General features: G+C 58.5%; 20 protein-coding genes. 6 read left to right on the top strand and 14 right to left on the bottom strand.

Translation table 11 applies throughout. The features are described 5' to 3' along the window. Positions 1-70 precede the first annotated feature (70 nt). A complete protein-coding gene (gene fpr, locus V6M90_RS25815) occupies positions 71-850 on the bottom strand; it encodes a ferredoxin-NADP reductase (RefSeq protein ID WP_003172178.1) in 780 nt (259 codons plus the stop codon). A 124-nt stretch (positions 851-974) separates the two neighbouring features. On the opposite strand from fpr, the gene V6M90_RS25810 reads away from it, so the two are divergent. Then, complete coding sequence (locus tag V6M90_RS25810; protein ID WP_042944277.1) at positions 975-1901, top strand: LysR family transcriptional regulator; 927 nt, start codon at positions 975-977, stop codon at positions 1899-1901. A 3-nt stretch (positions 1902-1904) separates the two neighbouring features. Here V6M90_RS25810 and V6M90_RS25805 read toward each other — a convergent pair whose 3' ends face one another. The 3 genes from V6M90_RS25805 to V6M90_RS25795 form a co-directional block, all read right to left on the bottom strand. After that, complete coding sequence (locus tag V6M90_RS25805) at positions 1905-2267, bottom strand: diacylglycerol kinase (RefSeq protein WP_003172176.1); 363 nt, start codon at positions 2265-2267, stop codon at positions 1905-1907. A 75-nt stretch (positions 2268-2342) separates the two neighbouring features. Beyond that, complete coding sequence (gene erdR / locus V6M90_RS25800; protein ID WP_003172174.1) at positions 2343-2993, bottom strand: response regulator transcription factor ErdR; 651 nt, start codon at positions 2991-2993, stop codon at positions 2343-2345. Between the two features lie 252 nt (positions 2994-3245). After that, a complete protein-coding gene (locus V6M90_RS25795) occupies positions 3246-3965 on the bottom strand; it encodes a tRNA-uridine aminocarboxypropyltransferase (RefSeq protein ID WP_003172173.1) in 720 nt (239 codons plus the stop codon). A 179-nt stretch (positions 3966-4144) separates the two neighbouring features. Here V6M90_RS25795 and V6M90_RS25790 point away from each other — a divergent pair, with 179 nt between their 5' ends. Next, positions 4145-4579 carry a PA3611 family quorum-sensing-regulated virulence factor gene (locus tag V6M90_RS25790; RefSeq protein WP_003172172.1) on the top strand — a complete coding sequence of 145 codons (435 nt, stop codon included), beginning with the start codon at positions 4145-4147 and terminating at the stop codon, positions 4577-4579. 293 nt (positions 4580-4872) lie between these two features. Then, positions 4873-5985, top strand: coding sequence for an LOG family protein (locus V6M90_RS25785; RefSeq protein WP_332847324.1), 1113 nt, complete (start codon positions 4873-4875; stop codon positions 5983-5985). Positions 5986-6123: 138 nt separating this feature from the next. Here V6M90_RS25785 and recX read toward each other — a convergent pair whose 3' ends face one another. The 10 genes from recX to V6M90_RS25735 all read right to left on the bottom strand — a co-directional run bounded on the left by recX (position 6124) and on the right by V6M90_RS25735 (position 12592). Next, positions 6124-6591 (bottom strand): recombination regulator RecX, encoded by a 468-nt coding sequence (gene recX / locus V6M90_RS25780; protein ID WP_003172170.1) that lies wholly within the window; start codon positions 6589-6591, stop codon positions 6124-6126. 8 nt (positions 6592-6599) lie between these two features. Continuing rightward, the gene (gene recA / locus V6M90_RS25775; protein ID WP_048720087.1) at positions 6600-7658 is read right to left on the bottom strand and encodes a recombinase RecA; all 1059 of its coding nucleotides are present in this window, start codon (positions 7656-7658) and stop codon (positions 6600-6602) included. Between the two features lie 83 nt (positions 7659-7741). Further along, complete coding sequence (locus V6M90_RS25770; protein WP_305428596.1) at positions 7742-8242, bottom strand: CinA family protein; 501 nt, start codon at positions 8240-8242, stop codon at positions 7742-7744. An 81-nt stretch (positions 8243-8323) separates the two neighbouring features. Beyond that, complete coding sequence (locus V6M90_RS25765) at positions 8324-8815, bottom strand: lysis system i-spanin subunit Rz (RefSeq protein WP_332847323.1); 492 nt, start codon at positions 8813-8815, stop codon at positions 8324-8326. Then, positions 8797-9360: a glycoside hydrolase family 19 protein gene (locus V6M90_RS25760; protein ID WP_003172166.1), complete on the bottom strand. Its 564-nt coding sequence runs from the start codon at positions 9358-9360 to the stop codon at positions 8797-8799. The genes V6M90_RS25765 and V6M90_RS25760 overlap by 19 nt, the downstream gene beginning before the upstream one ends. A 350-nt stretch (positions 9361-9710) precedes the next feature. Further along, positions 9711-10016 (bottom strand): hypothetical protein, encoded by a 306-nt coding sequence (locus V6M90_RS25755; RefSeq protein WP_305428595.1) that lies wholly within the window; start codon positions 10014-10016, stop codon positions 9711-9713. 2 nt (positions 10017-10018) lie between these two features. Further along, the gene (locus V6M90_RS25750; RefSeq protein WP_332847322.1) at positions 10019-10210 is read right to left on the bottom strand and encodes a zinc finger domain-containing protein; all 192 of its coding nucleotides are present in this window, start codon (positions 10208-10210) and stop codon (positions 10019-10021) included. A gap of 177 nt (positions 10211-10387) precedes the next feature. After that, entirely contained in the window at positions 10388-10903 is a 516-nt protein-coding gene (locus V6M90_RS25745; RefSeq protein ID WP_141064103.1) for a hypothetical protein, read from the bottom strand. Between the two features lie 21 nt (positions 10904-10924). Next, positions 10925-11269, bottom strand: coding sequence for a phage holin family protein (locus tag V6M90_RS25740; RefSeq protein ID WP_003172163.1), 345 nt, complete (start codon positions 11267-11269; stop codon positions 10925-10927). Between the two features lie 588 nt (positions 11270-11857). Next, positions 11858-12592: a LexA family transcriptional regulator gene (locus V6M90_RS25735; RefSeq protein WP_332847321.1), complete on the bottom strand. Its 735-nt coding sequence runs from the start codon at positions 12590-12592 to the stop codon at positions 11858-11860. A 193-nt stretch (positions 12593-12785) separates the two neighbouring features. Here V6M90_RS25735 and V6M90_RS30285 point away from each other — a divergent pair, with 193 nt between their 5' ends. The 3 genes from V6M90_RS30285 to fdxA all read left to right on the top strand — a co-directional run bounded on the left by V6M90_RS30285 (position 12786) and on the right by fdxA (position 16267). Next, positions 12786-13004, top strand: a complete 219-nt coding sequence (locus V6M90_RS30285) for a hypothetical protein (RefSeq protein ID WP_003172159.1) — start codon at positions 12786-12788, stop codon at positions 13002-13004. 204 nt (positions 13005-13208) lie between these two features. After that, positions 13209-15800, top strand: coding sequence for a DNA mismatch repair protein MutS (mutS, locus tag V6M90_RS25730; protein WP_332847320.1), 2592 nt, complete (start codon positions 13209-13211; stop codon positions 15798-15800). A gap of 143 nt (positions 15801-15943) precedes the next feature. Continuing rightward, positions 15944-16267, top strand: coding sequence for a ferredoxin FdxA (gene fdxA, locus V6M90_RS25725; protein ID WP_003172109.1), 324 nt, complete (start codon positions 15944-15946; stop codon positions 16265-16267). Positions 16268-16360 lie beyond the last annotated feature (93 nt).

The raw sequence follows: 16360 nt of genomic DNA, 5'->3' as shown, positions 1-16360 counted from the left end.
CCCCCCCCCCCCCCCCCCCTCCCACATTTGGATCTTCTTTGTCACTTAACCAGCACATGGCCTGACTGGTTTACTTCTCGACGAACGCACGCTCGATCAAGTAATCACCCGGCTCACGCATGCGTGGCGAAACTTTCAGGCCGAAGCTGTTCAACACTTCGCTGGTCTCGTCCAACATGCTTGGGCTGCCGCACAGCATGGCGCGGTCGTCCTCGGGGTTGATCGGTGGCAGGCCGATGTCGCTGAACAGCTTGCCGCTGCGCATCAGGTCGGTCAGGCGGCCTTCGTTTTCGAACGGCTCGCGGGTCACGGTTGGGTAGTAGATCAACTTTTCACGCAGGGCCTCGCCGAAGAATTCGTTCTGCGGCAGGTGCTCGGTGATGAATTCGCGGTAGGCGACTTCGTTGACGTAACGCACGCCGTGGCACAGGATCACTTTTTCGAAACGCTCGTAGGTCTCGGGATCCTGGATCACGCTCATAAATGGCGCCAGGCCAGTACCGGTGCTGAGCAAGTACAGGTGTTTGCCGGGCTTCAAATCGTCAAGCACCAGGGTGCCTGTCGGTTTTTTGCTGATGATGATCTCGTCGCCTTCCTTCAAATGCTGCAATTGGGAAGTCAGCGGGCCATCCGGCACCTTGATACTGAAGAACTCCAGATGCTCTTCCCAGTTCGGGCTGGCAATGGAGTAAGCGCGCATGAGCGGGCGGCCGTTAGGCTGTTGCAGGCCGATCATCACGAACTGACCGTTCTCGAAGCGCAGGCCCGGATCGCGGGTGCACTTGAAGCTGAACAGAGTGTCGTTCCAGTGATGAACACTGAGGACACGCTCGTGGTTCATGTTGCTCATGTACGGGGAACTCCTGGAAATGGGTCTGCGCCAGAGATGAAGCGCGCAATTGCACAACATTCTAATGGCGACGACAATATCTGTTAACTGGATTATTAAGATAAGGGTTATCGGTTATATCGATATGCGATTTACTCTCCGTCAACTGCAAGTCTTCGTCGCCGTCGCCCAGCAGGAAAGCGTCTCACGCGCTGCTGGCCTTCTGGCCTTATCTCAATCCGCCGCCAGTACGTCGATTACCGAACTGGAGCGCCAATCCAGCTGCCAATTGTTCGACCGCGCCGGTAAACGCCTGAGCCTCAACGCCCTCGGACATCAGCTATTACCCCAGGCCGTGGCGCTGCTGGACCAGGCCAAGGAGATCGAAGATCTGCTCAACGGCAAGTCCGGCTTCGGCTCCCTGGCGGTGGGCGCCACCCTGACCATCGGCAATTACCTGGCCACCCTGCTGATCGGCAGTTTCATGCAGCAGCACCCCGAAAGCCAAGTGAAGCTGCATGTGCAGAACACTGCCAATATCGTGCACCAGGTTGCACATTACGAAATTGACCTGGGTCTAATCGAAGGCGACTGCAGCCACCCGGACATCGAAGTACAGACCTGGGTGGAAGATGAACTGGTGGTGTTTTGCGCGCCCCAGCATCATTTGGCCAAGCGTGGCGTGGCAACGATGGAAGAGCTGACCCATGAGGCGTGGATCCTGCGCGAACAAGGCTCAGGCACGCGCCTGACCTTCGACCAGGCCATGCGCCATCACCGCAGTGCGCTGAATATCCGCCTGGAACTGGAACACACCGAGGCGATCAAGCGCGCCGTGGAGTCGGGATTGGGGATTGGTTGCATCTCGCGCCTGGCGCTGCGCGACGCGTTTCGTCGGGGCAGCCTGGTGCCGGTGGAAACCCCAGACCTGGACCTGGCGCGGCAGTTCTACTTCATCTGGCATAAACAGAAGTACCAGACCTCGGCGATGCGCGAGTTTCTGGAGTTGTGCCGCGCTTTCACCGCAGGGGTTCAGCGCAGCGACGAGATCGTGCTGCCGAGTATCGCCTGAGGCTTAGATAAGGATCACGGCCCACACCAGGGTGATCATGGTCAGCGCGACGAATTGCGCGGCGCTGCCCATGTCCTTGGCATTTTTTGACAGCGGGTGGCGGTCCAGAGAGATTCGGTCGATCGCCGCCTCCACCGCCGAGTTGAGCAACTCGACGATCAAGGCCAACAGGCAAACGGCGATCAACAAAGCCCGCTCGACCCGGCTGACGTTCAGGAAAAAACTCAGCGGGATAAGGATGACATTGAGCAGCACCAACTGACGGAAAGCCGCCTCGCCCGTGAAAGCCGCGCGCAGACCATCCAGGGAATAGCCCCCCGCATTGAAGATACGTTTGATACCGGTTTGACCCTTGAAAGGCGACATAGACGTAGGCAACTGAACCAAAGAAGTGGGGAAACTAGATCACGCCAAGTCAAAAAAGCGTGAATCGCTATCAGCTTAATGCTGTGAAATTGACTCAAGTTGTTGCAACAGCAGCGCAGCCTGGGTGCGCGTACGCACGCCCAGCTTGCGGAAGATTGCGGTCACGTGAGCTTTGATGGTCGCTTCCGACACGCTCAACTCGTAGGCAATCTGTTTGTTCAGCAGCCCTTCGCAGACCATGGTCAGCACCCGAAACTGCTGGGGTGTCAAACTGGCGAGGCCATCACGGGCAGCCTTGGCTTCATCGGACACGTTGATTTCTTCGAACGCCTGCGGCGGCCAGGACACATCGCCATCGAGCACTTTGCGCACGGCGCTCTGAATATCTTCCATGGCGCTGGACTTGGGAATGAAACCGCTGGCGCCAAACTCTTTGGAGCGCACCACCACGTCGGCTTCTTCCTGGGCCGAGACCATCACCACGGGGATCTGCGGGTATTGCCCGCGTAACAACACCAGCCCCGAGAAACCGTAAGCACCGGGCATGTTCAGGTCGAGCAGCACCAGGTCCCAGTCGGACTTTTCGGTGAGGCGGGCCTCCAGCTCGGCAATGCTGGCCACCTCGACCAAGCGGACATCCGAGCCAAGGCCCAGGGTCACCGCCTGATGCAGCGCACTGCGAAACAGCGGATGGTCATCGGCTATCAGGATTTCGTATGTGGCCATTGATTAAATGATCCTGTTTTTATGGCAGCCCCGATGGGTTCAGGGTTCGCCAGTACACACGGCAACGACCAGGCGGCCATCGCCACAGGGCAAGCTCGACGTCAAAAGCGCCTGGAACGACGTCGAAAATACGAGGTTGCGCCCCAATCGGCGCCCAGCATGCCCAGCGTAGCCTGGGGGGTCAAGCACTACGCCCGGTGGGCATTTTAGCGGCGACTGGGTTTACAGTGCCATCATGCAAACGTCGTCTGGCTATACGCTCGGTATATAGGGCGCCAGTCGAGTATGAACGACATCTGTCGGATCCAAGGGCATCTGGAACTTGGCGGCCAGGTAATGGGTGCTGAAGACGTCGAGGTAGGCATCCAGTACTTCGCTGGCGGCACCGTCGGCGGCCAATTCCAGACACAAGGCGGCGACTTCGGCGGTGCAGAAATGATCATCGCGCTTGGACCGGCGCAGCTTGTAACGCGACAGTTGCTCAGGCGCCAGACTCAGGACCGGCAAATGCTCCAGGTAAGGGCTCTTGCGAAACATCTTGCGCGCTTCACTCCAAGTGCCGTCCAGCAGGATAAACAAGGGGCGTTTGCCCTCGTTCACCATGACCTCACCCACCACCCGCTCAGGCGCCACGAACTCACCGGGGAACACGATATAAGGCTGCCATTGCGGGTCAGCGAGCAAGGTAAGCAACTGCGGATCGACTTCAGTGCGCGACCACGCGAACGCCAGGGTGTCATCGATGACATCGGCGATCAGCCAACCCGTGTTGCTGGGCTTCATCGGTTCGACATCGTGCATCAACAGGCACATGGCGGACCTGGCCTGGACCTTGGGCCGCCAGGCGCACAGGCAGTACTCGGGGATCACCCGGCAACCGGGGCAACGTTCGGCACGGGAGCCCCGGTTGACGAACGGCTTGACAGCGCGCGCCAGGCGCAGGGTGCGCAGGCGAGAAACGGCGTGGCTCATCGGGTACGCCGCGGGAAAAGGTCAATCGACACGGAAAAAACTCGTGGAGGGCTGAAGTGCTCGCAGTTTACCAGCGATACGCCTGGCTGTAGTGGCAAGGGGTCACCTATAATCGCGCGCCACTGAACGCACGGCGCAGTGGTTGGTCTATGCACCAGTAACCGAATCAGGAGAATTTCATGCTGCGTTCCATGCTGCGTCTTGTCGCCCCATCCATCGCGCTTGCGCTGGTCTTGCCTGTGGGCGCCCAGGCGGCCTCGCTGCTGGAGGCGCAAATGAACAGGAAGCTGCAAAGCGTCGCGGCTGAAAGCAACAAGGACCTGCCCCGGGAAATCGACGAAAAAACCCTGGAAGTGGCCTACACGGTTGAAGGCATGCAACTGATCGATCACCTCAGCGTGCTGCCCGACCGCGCCGAACAGATGCGCGCCAATCCCAAAGCAGTGTATTTTCAACTGGGCCGCAGCGTGTGCACCAACCCAGGCTACCGCGAACTGATGGCCAAGGGCGCAGTCATGCGCTACGAAATCACCGAGAACAAGACCAACCGTCCTGTGGCATCGGTAAAGTTCGTGGAAGCCGATTGCCCGGCGCCTGCGAAGAAGAAAAAGTAACCTCTGCCTGCCCCCGGCGCGCCGCTGTCCACTGGCGCGCCCTCCCGCGCGTCAATCCCCACCAGCGTCTTGGACTGCACCCGGCAAATCCAATAAGCGGTTGCCAGCCAAGGGTTTTTCGGCCCATGATCAAGTCATCCCAACCGCTTGTTCACAACCTTTTTCAGGTTGTTTTGTAATATTTTCAGGGCAAAAGAAGGTTGCCCCCTGCGGCAAGCAGCGACACATGCAGTGTCGTCGCCTCCGGCGAATCATTCGTCGGCTACCCGGGCCCTGCAAAAAGGAGACGCTGAATGCCTTACGAACCGAATGACAGCCTGCTCAAGCATTTTGCAGAAAAAGACGTCGATCTCACGCAACAGGTCGATACTCAACTTCAGTTGATCGCCCCCAATAGCCCGAATATTCCCCTGTATCGCGACATGATTCTCACCGTGCTGCGCATGGCCGAGGAAGACCGTGATCGCTGGAATGCCAAGATCACTCTGCGTGCCATCCGAGAACTGGACCATGCCTTTCGCGTGCTTGAACAATTCAAGGGGCGGCGCAAGGTCACCGTCTTCGGCTCGGCACGTACACCGGTGGAAAGCCCCTTGTACGCCTTGGCCCGTGAAGTGGGCGCCGCGCTGGCACGCTCGGACTTGATGGTGATCACTGGCGGTGGCGGCGGCATCATGGCTGCGGCGCACGAGGGCGCGGGCCTGGAGCACAGCCTGGGATTCAATATCACCCTGCCATTTGAACAGCACGCCAACCCGACCATTGATGGCACCGAGAACCTGCTGTCCTTTCACTTCTTCTTTACGCGCAAGCTGTTTTTCGTCAAGGAAGCGGATGCATTGGTGTTGTGCCCAGGCGGTTTCGGCACCCTGGATGAAGCACTGGAAGTGCTGACGCTGATCCAGACCGGCAAGAGTCCCTTGGTGCCTGTGGTGTTACTGGATGCTCCGGGGGGTGGCTTCTGGCAAGGCGCCCTGGACTTTATCCGCAGCCAACTGGAAGCCAATCGCTATATCTTGCCTACCGACCTCAAGTTGGTTCGACTGGTGCATAGCGCTGAAGAAGCGGTGGAAGACATCAACCAGTTTTATGCCAATTTCCATTCCACGCGCTGGTTGAAGCGTGAGTTTGTGGTACGCATGAATCACCCGCTTAGTGATCAAGCGCTTAAGCATCTACAGAGTGAATTTGCCAGCCTGCGATTGAGTGGAGAGTTCCAGCAACTTGCCTATACAGGCGAGGAACATGATGAGCCACGGTTCAGCCATTTGACACGACTGGTGTTCAACTTCAATGGGCGGGATCAGGGCCGGTTACGGGAGCTGGTGGATTACATCAACTTGCCGGCGAACTGGGCGCAGGCTCAAGGGAAGACACAGCAGCGGGTGTCGCCGCAGACGGCTTGATTTTTTGAGCGCAAAAAAAAAGACCCACTATTTTCATAGTGGGTCTTTTTTGTGGTCGGTGAGTCAGGCGAAAGGGTGATGGGACATTTGGGCCTGCTGCGCAGCCCAGCGGGAACAAGCTCCCTCGCCACAGTCAACTTAGTCGTCCACATCTCGGCCACTTAATAAGCGGCTGATCATCTCCATCGAAAAGCCGCGATAACTCAGAAAGCGGCCCTGTTTCGCTCGTTCCTTCGCATCGATAGGCAGATGGCCAGAAAATTTGCGACGCCAGGTGTCTTCCAACTGCGATTGCCAACTGATGCCGCACTCACGCAGGGCGAGGTCGATGTCGGCGCGTTGCAGGCCACGCTGGCTCAGTTCCTCACGAATGCGTGCGGGGCCATAACCGGATCGGGCTCGGTAGGAGACAAAGCTTTCTAGGTAACGGGATTCCGACAGCAGCCCTTCTTCCGTTAACCGGTCGAGGGCTGTGTCGATCATCTCGGGATCTGCGCCGCGCTGACGCAGTTTACGCGTCAGCTCGACCCGACCGTGCTCGCGACGAGCGAGCAGGTCCATCGCAGTGCGCCGAACGGCGACGAGTGTATCCAGTACAACAGTCATCGTGTGCTTCAGATGTCAGTGTCAGCTTCTTCCACTTCTTCAACCGGCTCGCGGTTGGCGGCAGCTTTCACGTCTGGCGCAGGGGTCAGCAGTTTATCGCGGATCTGCTTTTCAAGCGTGGCAGCAATGTCCGGGTTGTCTGCCAGGAACTTGGCAGAGTTCGCCTTGCCCTGACCAATTTTGCTGCCGTTGTAGGCATACCATGCACCGGATTTCTCGACGAAACCGTGCAGCACACCCAAATCGATCATTTCGCCGTTCAGGTAGATACCTTTGCCGTAGAGAATCTGGAACTCGGCCTGACGGAATGGCGGAGCCACTTTGTTCTTCACAACCTTGACGCGGGTTTCGCTACCCACCACTTCGTCACCTTCCTTCACCGCGCCGGTACGGCGGATGTCCAGGCGGACCGAAGCGTAGAACTTCAGCGCGTTACCACCGGTGGTGGTTTCCGGGCTGCCGAACATCACGCCGATCTTCATACGGATCTGGTTGATGAAGATCACCAGGCAGTTGGCGTTCTTGATGTTACCGGTGATTTTACGCAGCGCCTGGGACATCAGACGAGCTTGGAGGCCCACGTGCATATCACCCATTTCGCCTTCGATTTCAGCCTTGGGTACCAGGGCTGCCACGGAGTCGACCACGATCACGTCGATGGCATTGGAACGCACCAGCATGTCGGTGATTTCCAGGGCTTGCTCGCCGGTGTCCGGCTGGGAAACCAGCAGGTCATCAACGTTGACACCCAGCTTGCCGGCGTACTCAGGGTCCAGGGCGTGTTCAGCATCGACGAACGCACAGGTAGCGCCCATTTTTTGCGCCTGGGCAATCACCGACAGGGTCAGGGTGGTTTTACCGGAAGATTCCGGACCGTAGATTTCAACAATACGGCCTTTTGGCAGGCCGCCAATGCCGAGCGCGATGTCCAGCCCCAGAGAGCCAGTGGAAATAGCCGGGATCGCCTGACGGTCGTGATCGCCCATACGCATTACGGCACCCTTGCCGAATTGACGTTCGATCTGACCCAGGGCCGCAGCCAAGGCTTTCTTCTTGTTGTCGTCCATTAAAGTCCTCACGTAATCAATAAGGCCTGACGGCCAACACCTGTATAAGTAGACAGTATTGTTCCACAAAGATCGGAGATCGCCTACCCCTGATTTTCTATTTCTGCTGCAGCTCGTCGCAACAGACCCTCCAGCGCGGCCTTTACCGTTTGTCGGCGGACCTCGTCGCGGTTGCCGGAAAAGTGCGCAAGCTCGGCGGTGACCTCATCGCCCACGCCGAACGCGAGCCATACAGTGCCCACCGGTTTGTCCGGCGAACCGCCGTCCGGCCCCGCCACACCACTGACCGCCACGGCAAATCGCGCCAGGCTTTTTTCCTGGGCGCCACGAACCATTGCTTCCACCACTTCCCGACTGACCGCGCCCACTTTTGCAAACAAATCCTCCGGCACGTTCAACTGCCGGGTCTTCTGCCGATTGGAGTAGGTGACATACCCCGCTTCGAACCAGGCCGAACTGCCCGGTATCCGTGTAACCGCCTCGGCAATCCCGCCGCCGGTACAGGACTCGGCAGTGGTGACGTGGGCATTGAGCACCTGTAAACGTCGGCCTAATTCAGCAGCAAGTGGGGTAATGTCTTTCACGGTCGTCTCCTGGAGTGGGCGGGCGTTCGACTACCCTACAGGAGCAAATCGCTCATGCAAGCGACAGACTGGAACAAGAGATTAGCGGGCGACCGCGCGCGCATACGCCTGGCAAGCGCGCAAGGCGATCAGTCCCTGGTCGCCGGCATCGGTGATGTCGATAATTCGTTGAGCATGCGCCGGGTCAAGTCGGGCTCGCGCGGCTGCATGAACCACGCCGCCGGAGGTGGCGGTGGCTGGCATTGAACAGCCACGGGTGGGCTCGGTGGCGTCGAAAAGGACTGACAACCGCACATCAGCAGTGGCAAGACGGTCGCGCAAAGCAGCCTGATGACGCTGGACATCGCTCAACTCCCTGGCATGTTGTTGATCGCTGACATTGAGCTGCTGCTCCAGGGCCAGTCGTTTGTCCTGTTCAGCCTGCAGCTGATGCAAGCCCGCCAGGTATTGTTGGCTCAATACCTGCGCATGGGCTGAGGATTGTTGCTCAAGCTGCGCGGTATATCGCCATGCCTGCACTTGCCACACCACTGCGGCCAGCAGGCAGGCACCGATTACGCCTGGGAAGCGCATAGCACCGCCTTCGCCCGCGCCCACAACTGCAGACGATCCTCCAGACCATTAAGCCCACCATTGATGCGCCGAGTGATGGTGGTGAACCGCTCCTGGTCGGCCAGTTCGTTCAGGCCATTGCGCTGCCAGAACCAGGCAGCCGATTCACAGGCCCATTGCGGTTGCTCCAGCAAAGCCGGTTCGCGCAACAAACGATCATCGCCGAACAAGACGTGGCTGCACGCCAGGTAGTTGCGGCGGCCGGTAATCTGGATCAGCCCCCTGCCCCGGTATTTCTGGCCATCGCCGTCGGCGTCAGGGGTGTTGCCCAGGCGAGCGGCCAGCACGCCCGTGTCATATTTGCTCAAGTACGGGTCGCTGCCCAGTTCACGCACGTAGCGCAGTTCACCGGACTCGTGGCCGATTTGGGCAAGAAAGGCGGCAGCACGCGGCACGCTGTTAATTTCATGCCGCGCAAACGCCGCATTCAAGGCGTGCAAAAAGAGGCCTGCTGAAGAGCGGGCTTGCGGCATGATTTGAATCAGTTGGGACAGTGTGATGACCATCGGTTTCATCCTGAAAAACACGCAATACGGACAGCCCACCCGTCGTGATCGAACTGCGATAGCCCGTACCGTATCCCCCACATTCACCACCTTAGTAATCGACCGGAGCCCCTGCATGCAGGAAGGCCTGCTTTCCTCCAGGCTACGTCATTGATCAGGAAACTTACTCAAGCATGCCAATTCGCCAGGTCGTTCTTATTCCACCGACTAGTGACAATTGCGCCTATCAGAACGGCGAATAGCCACGCGTTTGCAGAGCTCCCAGCTCGAAGCAATGGACGTGGTGGGGTCGAAAATAAAAAAGCCCTGCACAATCGCAGGGCTTCATTTGCTACAAGATCAACTACCGATCAGGGCAGTAAGTCATAAGTTACATAAAGGCTCGAATCGCTGTTACCCGGGCCATACCAAAGACCTTGGCCGGCAGGGATCAGAATCTCAAACGGAACCTGCCCCTGAACCGCGCAAACCACCGGAGAGGTCTTGAGCGTCGCATAAACTGGCGCGACAGTACCCGTGAACAGTCGGCCACCGTTATTGATGCATGTGCGGATCACTATGCCCGTGGTGTTCTGTGCTGGCAAAATCATGGGCCGAACGTAGTCGTCGAAGCCGATGAGGTTGATGAATTTTGCGCCTGCTTTTACTTGATCCATATCTATCTACCTTGAGTCGAATGATTTATCGCGGAGAATTCCGCATTCATGTCGCTCAAAGGCGATTGCACGAGGCGCGTGGCCTTCACATGATTCAACGTCCCACATCGGGAACACTTGATCTGGAGTTCTGTAAGCCCACCCGTACGGGCGAGGAGCCTTTTGCAGTTACCGCATCTGAATTCGTTCAACATCCGCAACCCCCTTTTTTCTGAATGGCCTACTCCGTAAGCAAAAACCAGCGCGAAAGCTGGGTATCCGTGTTTTGCCGAACTTGTTGCGGATCGCTCAGGCAGTACGCCGCCGACGCGGTGACAGCAGAGAGGGAAGCGGCCGAAACCGAAGATGACGTGAATGGCAACCTACATGGACTACTTCTGCATGGGCCGATATTGGTCCGGATCGTCGATGTTTGAGACGTCCCAAGTGCAAGCAAACAGTGGTGTGCCTGTGGGATCTTCGAGCAACGACGGGCCGAGATAGAGTATTTGGGTGAAGGAAACGGTCCAGGTGTCGTAGTCAGTTTCGGCGCTGGAAAGTCCGGAGGGTGCCGCGACGACGGCCGTGGGCAAATCGCACTGATCCAACGGCAGGCCCCAGCGGTTATCCAGGGCGAGATCCATCAATTGGCTGGCCAGGTCGCACGCATCAAAAGGTGCCGCCCCGCTGGCGACCGTAGCCCTGAGTGAAACCGACAAAACATGTGCCTTGCGCCCTTCAGGGGAACGAACGCCGGGGCCGTTGCGTTCGACACTGATCAGCACGCCGGTGTGATCACCGACGCCGGCAAAGTCCTGGTGATTGCCTACCCGTAATTGTGGGAAAGCACTCTTCAGCGCCTCCCCAATCGCGACAGGCAGTTGGGATGGTTTTTCGATAAGTGTCATTTCGTTGCGTCCTTGCAGCGGCTATTGCTGATCCGGTCGGGAGGGTGGACCCTCGTTGACCCCGATGCGCTTGGCCGCCCAGCGTTCATAAAGGCCGATGGCAACGTCGGCCCCCGCCATGGCGGTGAGGCAGCCGATCGCGCCGGCGGTCCAGATCGACATGCCGGCGGCGTAGCACAGCATCAATGCCGAGACCCCGCAGACCATGCATGCCCCGGAGCGCAGCGCCAGGCGCCGTACCAGTGACCAACCCCGCGCCCCCTCTTTGTCGGCGCGCCACATTTCGCCGGATACACCGCCGATCAGCGCCAGTACGATCACCAGCCAGATAGGCATTTCCGCTAACGCTTGCTGCTCGTTTGTCATGTCACGCCTCCTGGCTGAGCAATGCCGGCAACGTGCCGGTGCCTGATTTATTCCGTTTGTCGGTAGGCATTCCAAAAAGCCCGGTCACCCAGGCTTTTCAGTAATGCGGTCCTTCGGCGCTACTGGCGCGTTACGGATTGTTCCTTGATGTTTTTCCGACCACGATCCCTGTCCGCCGGATAACTGCTTCTGGTGTTTTACGCTGCACACCCGGGTCAGTTGCCAACCCTCTGAACCATATAAGGCCGGTTCATCGCTGCCTGTTTCTGAAGCGGTATCACTAAAGAGCGTCGGCATCCTTGCCAGTGTTGCCTGGCGTCCTTGCCATCGCTCGGATGGCGTCCTTGCCAATGTTGCGTGCCTTCCTTGTCTTCCTTGGCAGCATCCTTGCCGCCTCCACCAGGCCTTGTTGGCTGGCTTGAGATGAAGAGTATTACTGGATACATATACAGTCAATGCACAAATGCATTTATTTTTTCGCGATAAAATGCACAAACGCATTTAAAGCCAGGCAGGCCTAGGGTTTGGCGATTTTTTACAGGTGAAAAAAAGCCCGCACGTTGGCGGGCTTCGTCTGACAGAAAAGAGTTAGCGAGCGTACATGCCCCACCAGAACACGTGGCCCAGGATGCTGATCTGCTCATCCTGGATGTCCTGGAAGCTGTAATCCTCATCGGGGTGTTCATCGCGGTTGAAACTGCGCAGGCGAATACCCGAAGGCAGACGGTAGAGCTGTTTGACCCGCAGTTGGCCATTGTGATTGATGGCGTACAGGTCGCCATCGACGATGTCGCCAATCGCGCTTTTGCCCGCGTTCACACCGACCGTCGCACCGTCGCGCAGCACCGGCAACATGCTGTTGCCGCGCACCGTCACACACTTGGCCTGGTCGAACTGCACACCGTTGTGCCGCAGGCTGCGCTTTCCAAAACGCAGGCTGGCCTTCTCGCTTTCCTCGATGACGAATCTTCCTGATCCAGCAGCCAATTCAACCTCACGCAGAAAGGGGATCGACACCTCGTCATCATTAACGGGCGTGTCGTCATCCCACAGGCTTATGTCCTTGAGCTCCGAATGCATGGGGTCGCGCCCCTCCTCGCGCAAGACACCCAGCGCCACGCGGCCGCGCAGTTGGTCGGTGCTGACGCGGAAATACTCGGCAACGCGGGAAATGTGCTTGTCCGACGGATCAACGATCTTGCCGCTGAGGATCCGGGACAGAGTGGATTGAGGCACGCCAGTACGTCGGTGAAGCTCCGTGGGGGAGATCCGGTCGCGGTCCAGCAGTTCTCTTAAGACGATAGAAACGTTGCGTTTTTGCATAATGGGGATAGTGACGGGAGTTTTTGGGGTTGGCAAATGCTAAATCGCATAAAAATGCATCATTTATGCATTTTACAGGCCCCAAGCGGCTCTGCGAAGAGTAAACCCTGCATGTTAACCTTGCCGTCATCGCAATAACGGCCGAGGTGGAGATGTCTGCCTCCAAATAAATGCTGCGGTAGGAAGAGCACGGATGACTCAATGGCGAACCTATAGCTTTTGGACCAAGGCATGGATGCTCGCAGTGCTTTCGCTCCTGGTCTTGGTGTCCGATGACGCAGACCCAAGCTGGCTGGGCGAAGGTCCATCCCAGCGCAAACGCGTCTTCAGTCCCGGTTTCATTGTGCTCTGCATTTTTGTCGCTGTGTGTGAGCTGATCCTGCTAAGCCACTTTTATGGTGCACGCGGCTGAGTACCCAGGCCCCCATACAAACGGGGATGCCTCAGCGCTTGCGTTGCACACAAGCAGCGAGGGACGTTTCCTTTTGCGTTTTACCCCGGCGCTTGCGACCTGCGAACCTCCGACCTCGCGTGTTAACCTTGCCGCCATCGCAAAAAATGCTGGGCCAAGCGCCCCCTTTGCCCCATCACTTTCAACGAATTTGCCTACTACCCAATGAGTAAGAACACTTCAGACCTGTCCTCCCACACCCCGATGATGCAGCAGTACTGGCGCTTGAAAAACCAGCACCCTGATCAGTTGATGTTCTATCGCATGGGCGACTTCTACGAGATCTTCTACGAAGACGCGAAGAAGGCCGCCAAGCTGCTCGACATCACGCTGACCGCGCGCGGGCAGTCGGCGGGGCAGGCGATTCCGATGTGTGGGATTCCTTACCATTCGTTGGAAGGCTACTTGGTCAAGCTGGTGAAGCTGGGCGAGTCGGTGGTGATCTGTGAGCAGATCGGCGATCCGGCCACCAGCAAAGGCCCGGTGGAGCGTCAGGTGGTGCGCATTATTACGCCGGGGACGGTCAGTGATGAGGCGCTGCTGGATGAGCGTCGCGATAACCTGATCGCGGCGGTGTTGGGCGATGAGCGCTTGTTCGGGCTTTCGGTACTGGACATCACCAGCGGTAATTTCAGTGTGCTGGAGATCAAGGGCTGGGAGAACCTGCTGGCGGAGCTGGAGCGTATCAACCCGGTGGAGTTGTTGATCCCGGATGATTGGCCCAAAGACCTGCCAGCAGAAAAACGCCGTGGGACCAAGCGTCGCGCACCGTGGGATTTCGAGCGTGACTCGGCGCTGAAAAGCCTATGCCAACAGTTCTCGGTGCAGGACCTTAAAGGCTTCGGTTGCGAAACCCTGACCCTGGCCATCGGTGCCGCCGGTTGCCTGCTCAGCTACGCCAAGGAAACCCAACGCACCGCCCTGCCGCATTTGCGCAGCCTGCGCCATGAGCGCCTGGATGACACAGTGGTGCTCGATGGCGCGAGCCGTCGCAACCTGGAACTGGACACCAACCTGTCCGGCGGGCGTGACAACACCCTGCAGTCGGTGGTCGACCGCTGCCAAACCGCCATGGGCAGCCGTTTGTTGACCCGCTGGCTGAACCGTCCGTTGCGGGATTTGACGGTGCTGCAAGCGCGTCAGACGTCGATTACCTGCCTGCTGGACGGTTATCGCTTTGAAAAGCTGCAGCCGCAGTTGAAGGAAATCGGCGATATCGAGCGTATCCTGGCGCGGATCGGCCTGCGCAATGCACGGCCCCGTGACCTGGCGCGTCTGCGCGACGCCCTTGGCGCACTGCCGCAGCTGCAAGTGGCGATGACCGAACTGGATACGCCGCACCTGCAACAACTCGCCGTCACGACCGGTACCTACCCGGAACTGGCAGCGCTGCTTGAAAAGGCCATCATCGACAACCCGCCGGCGATCATCCGCGACGGCGGCGTACTCAAGACCGGCTACGACAGCGAACTGGACGAATTGCAGTCCCTGAGCGAAAACGCCGGGCAGTTCCTGATAGACCTGGAAGCCCGCGAAAAAGCCCGCACCGGTCTGGCCAACCTGAAGGTGGGCTACAACCGCGTGCATGGCTACTTTATCGAGTTGCCGAGCAAGCAAGCCGAGTCGGCGCCCATCGACTATCAACGCCGTCAGACACTCAAAGGTGCCGAGCGCTTTATCACCCCCGAGCTGAAGGCGTTTGAAGACAAGGCGCTGTCGGCCAAGAGTCGTGCCCTGGCTCGGGAAAAGATGCTCTACGAGGCCTTGCTGGAGGACTTGATCAGCCAATTGGCGCCGCTGCAGGACACCGCCGCCGCCCTGGCGGAACTGGATGTGCTGAGCAACCTCGCCGAACGGGCGCTGAATCTTGACCTGAACTGCCCGCGTTTTGTCAGCGAGCCGTGCATGCGCATCGTGCAGGGGCGCCATCCGGTGGTGGAGCAGGTGTTGACTACGCCGTTCGTCGCCAACGACCTGTCGCTGGACGACGACACCCGCATGCTGGTGATCACCGGCCCGAACATGGGCGGTAAATCCACTTACATGCGTCAGACCGCATTGATTGTGTTGCTGGCGCATATCGGCAGCTTTGTGCCGGCGGCCAGTTGCGAGTTGTCCCTGGTCGACCGCATTTTCACCCGGATCGGCTCCAGCGATGACCTGGCGGGTGGCCGTTCGACCTTTATGGTGGAAATGAGCGAAACCGCGAACATCCTGCACAACGCCACCGAGCGCAGCCTGGTGCTAATGGACGAAGTCGGCCGCGGCACCAGCACCTTCGACGGCCTGTCGCTGGCGTGGGCGGCGGCCGAGCGTTTGGCGCACTTGCGCGCGTATACGCTGTTTGCCACGCATTACTTTGAACTGACCGTGCTGCCGGAAAGCGAGCCGCTGGTGGCCAACGTGCACCTCAATGCCACCGAGCACAACGAGCGCATCGTGTTCCTGCATCATGTGCTGCCAGGGCCGGCCAGCCAAAGCTACGGCCTGGCCGTGGCACAACTGGCCGGCGTGCCGAACGACGTAATCCTGCGCGCCCGCGAGCACCTCAGCCGCCTGGAAACCACGGCGCTACCCCACGAAACCGTGGTCGCCAGCCCCGCCAAGGCCGCCCGCAAGCCCGCCGCGCCGCATCAGAGCGATCTGTTCGCCAGCCTGCCCCACCCGGTGCTGGATGAGTTGGCAAAGCTTGACCTGGATGATTTGACGCCGCGTAAAGCGCTCGAAATGTTATATGCACTGAAGACTCGGATATAACGCTGACGCTTGCAAGCTGGTAGACTCTCGCGCGGTTTGGGATGCTGCAGGCTTTTTAGCCTGGCCTGCAGACTATCGCTCCCGAACCTCGCGAGCCCTGCCATAAAGGGTTTCGCTGCCGCCGCCTGAGGAGAAAATTAGAAATGACCTTCGTCGTCACCGACAACTGCATCAAGTGCAAGTACACCGACTGCGTAGAAGTGTGTCCGGTGGACTGCTTTTACGAAGGCCCGAATTTCCTGGTTATCCACCCGGATGAGTGCATTGACTGCGCCCTGTGTGAGCCGGAATGCCCGGCCGTTGCGATTTTCTCCGAGGACGAAGTGCCTGCGGGTATGGAACAGTTCATCCAGTTGAACGTCGAGCTGGCAGAAGTGTGGCCGAACATCACCGAGCGCAAAGATCCGATGCCGGATGCCGCTGAGTGGGATGGCAAACCCAACAAGATTGAGCAACTAGAGCGCTAAAACACCGCTGCCCAACAAAAAAGGCCTTGAGGGCCTTTTTTTGTGCTCGGAGGAACGCATTCACTTTTCTACAGGCAAAAAAAGGGGCGGTAT

It is taken from the genome of Pseudomonas lactucae (assembly GCF_036688725.1).
GTDB classification, from domain to species: domain Bacteria; phylum Pseudomonadota; class Gammaproteobacteria; order Pseudomonadales; family Pseudomonadaceae; genus Aquipseudomonas; species Aquipseudomonas lactucae.
The sequence above is the reverse complement of the archived record's forward strand: the minus strand, read 5'-3'. Positions and strand labels throughout refer to the sequence as shown.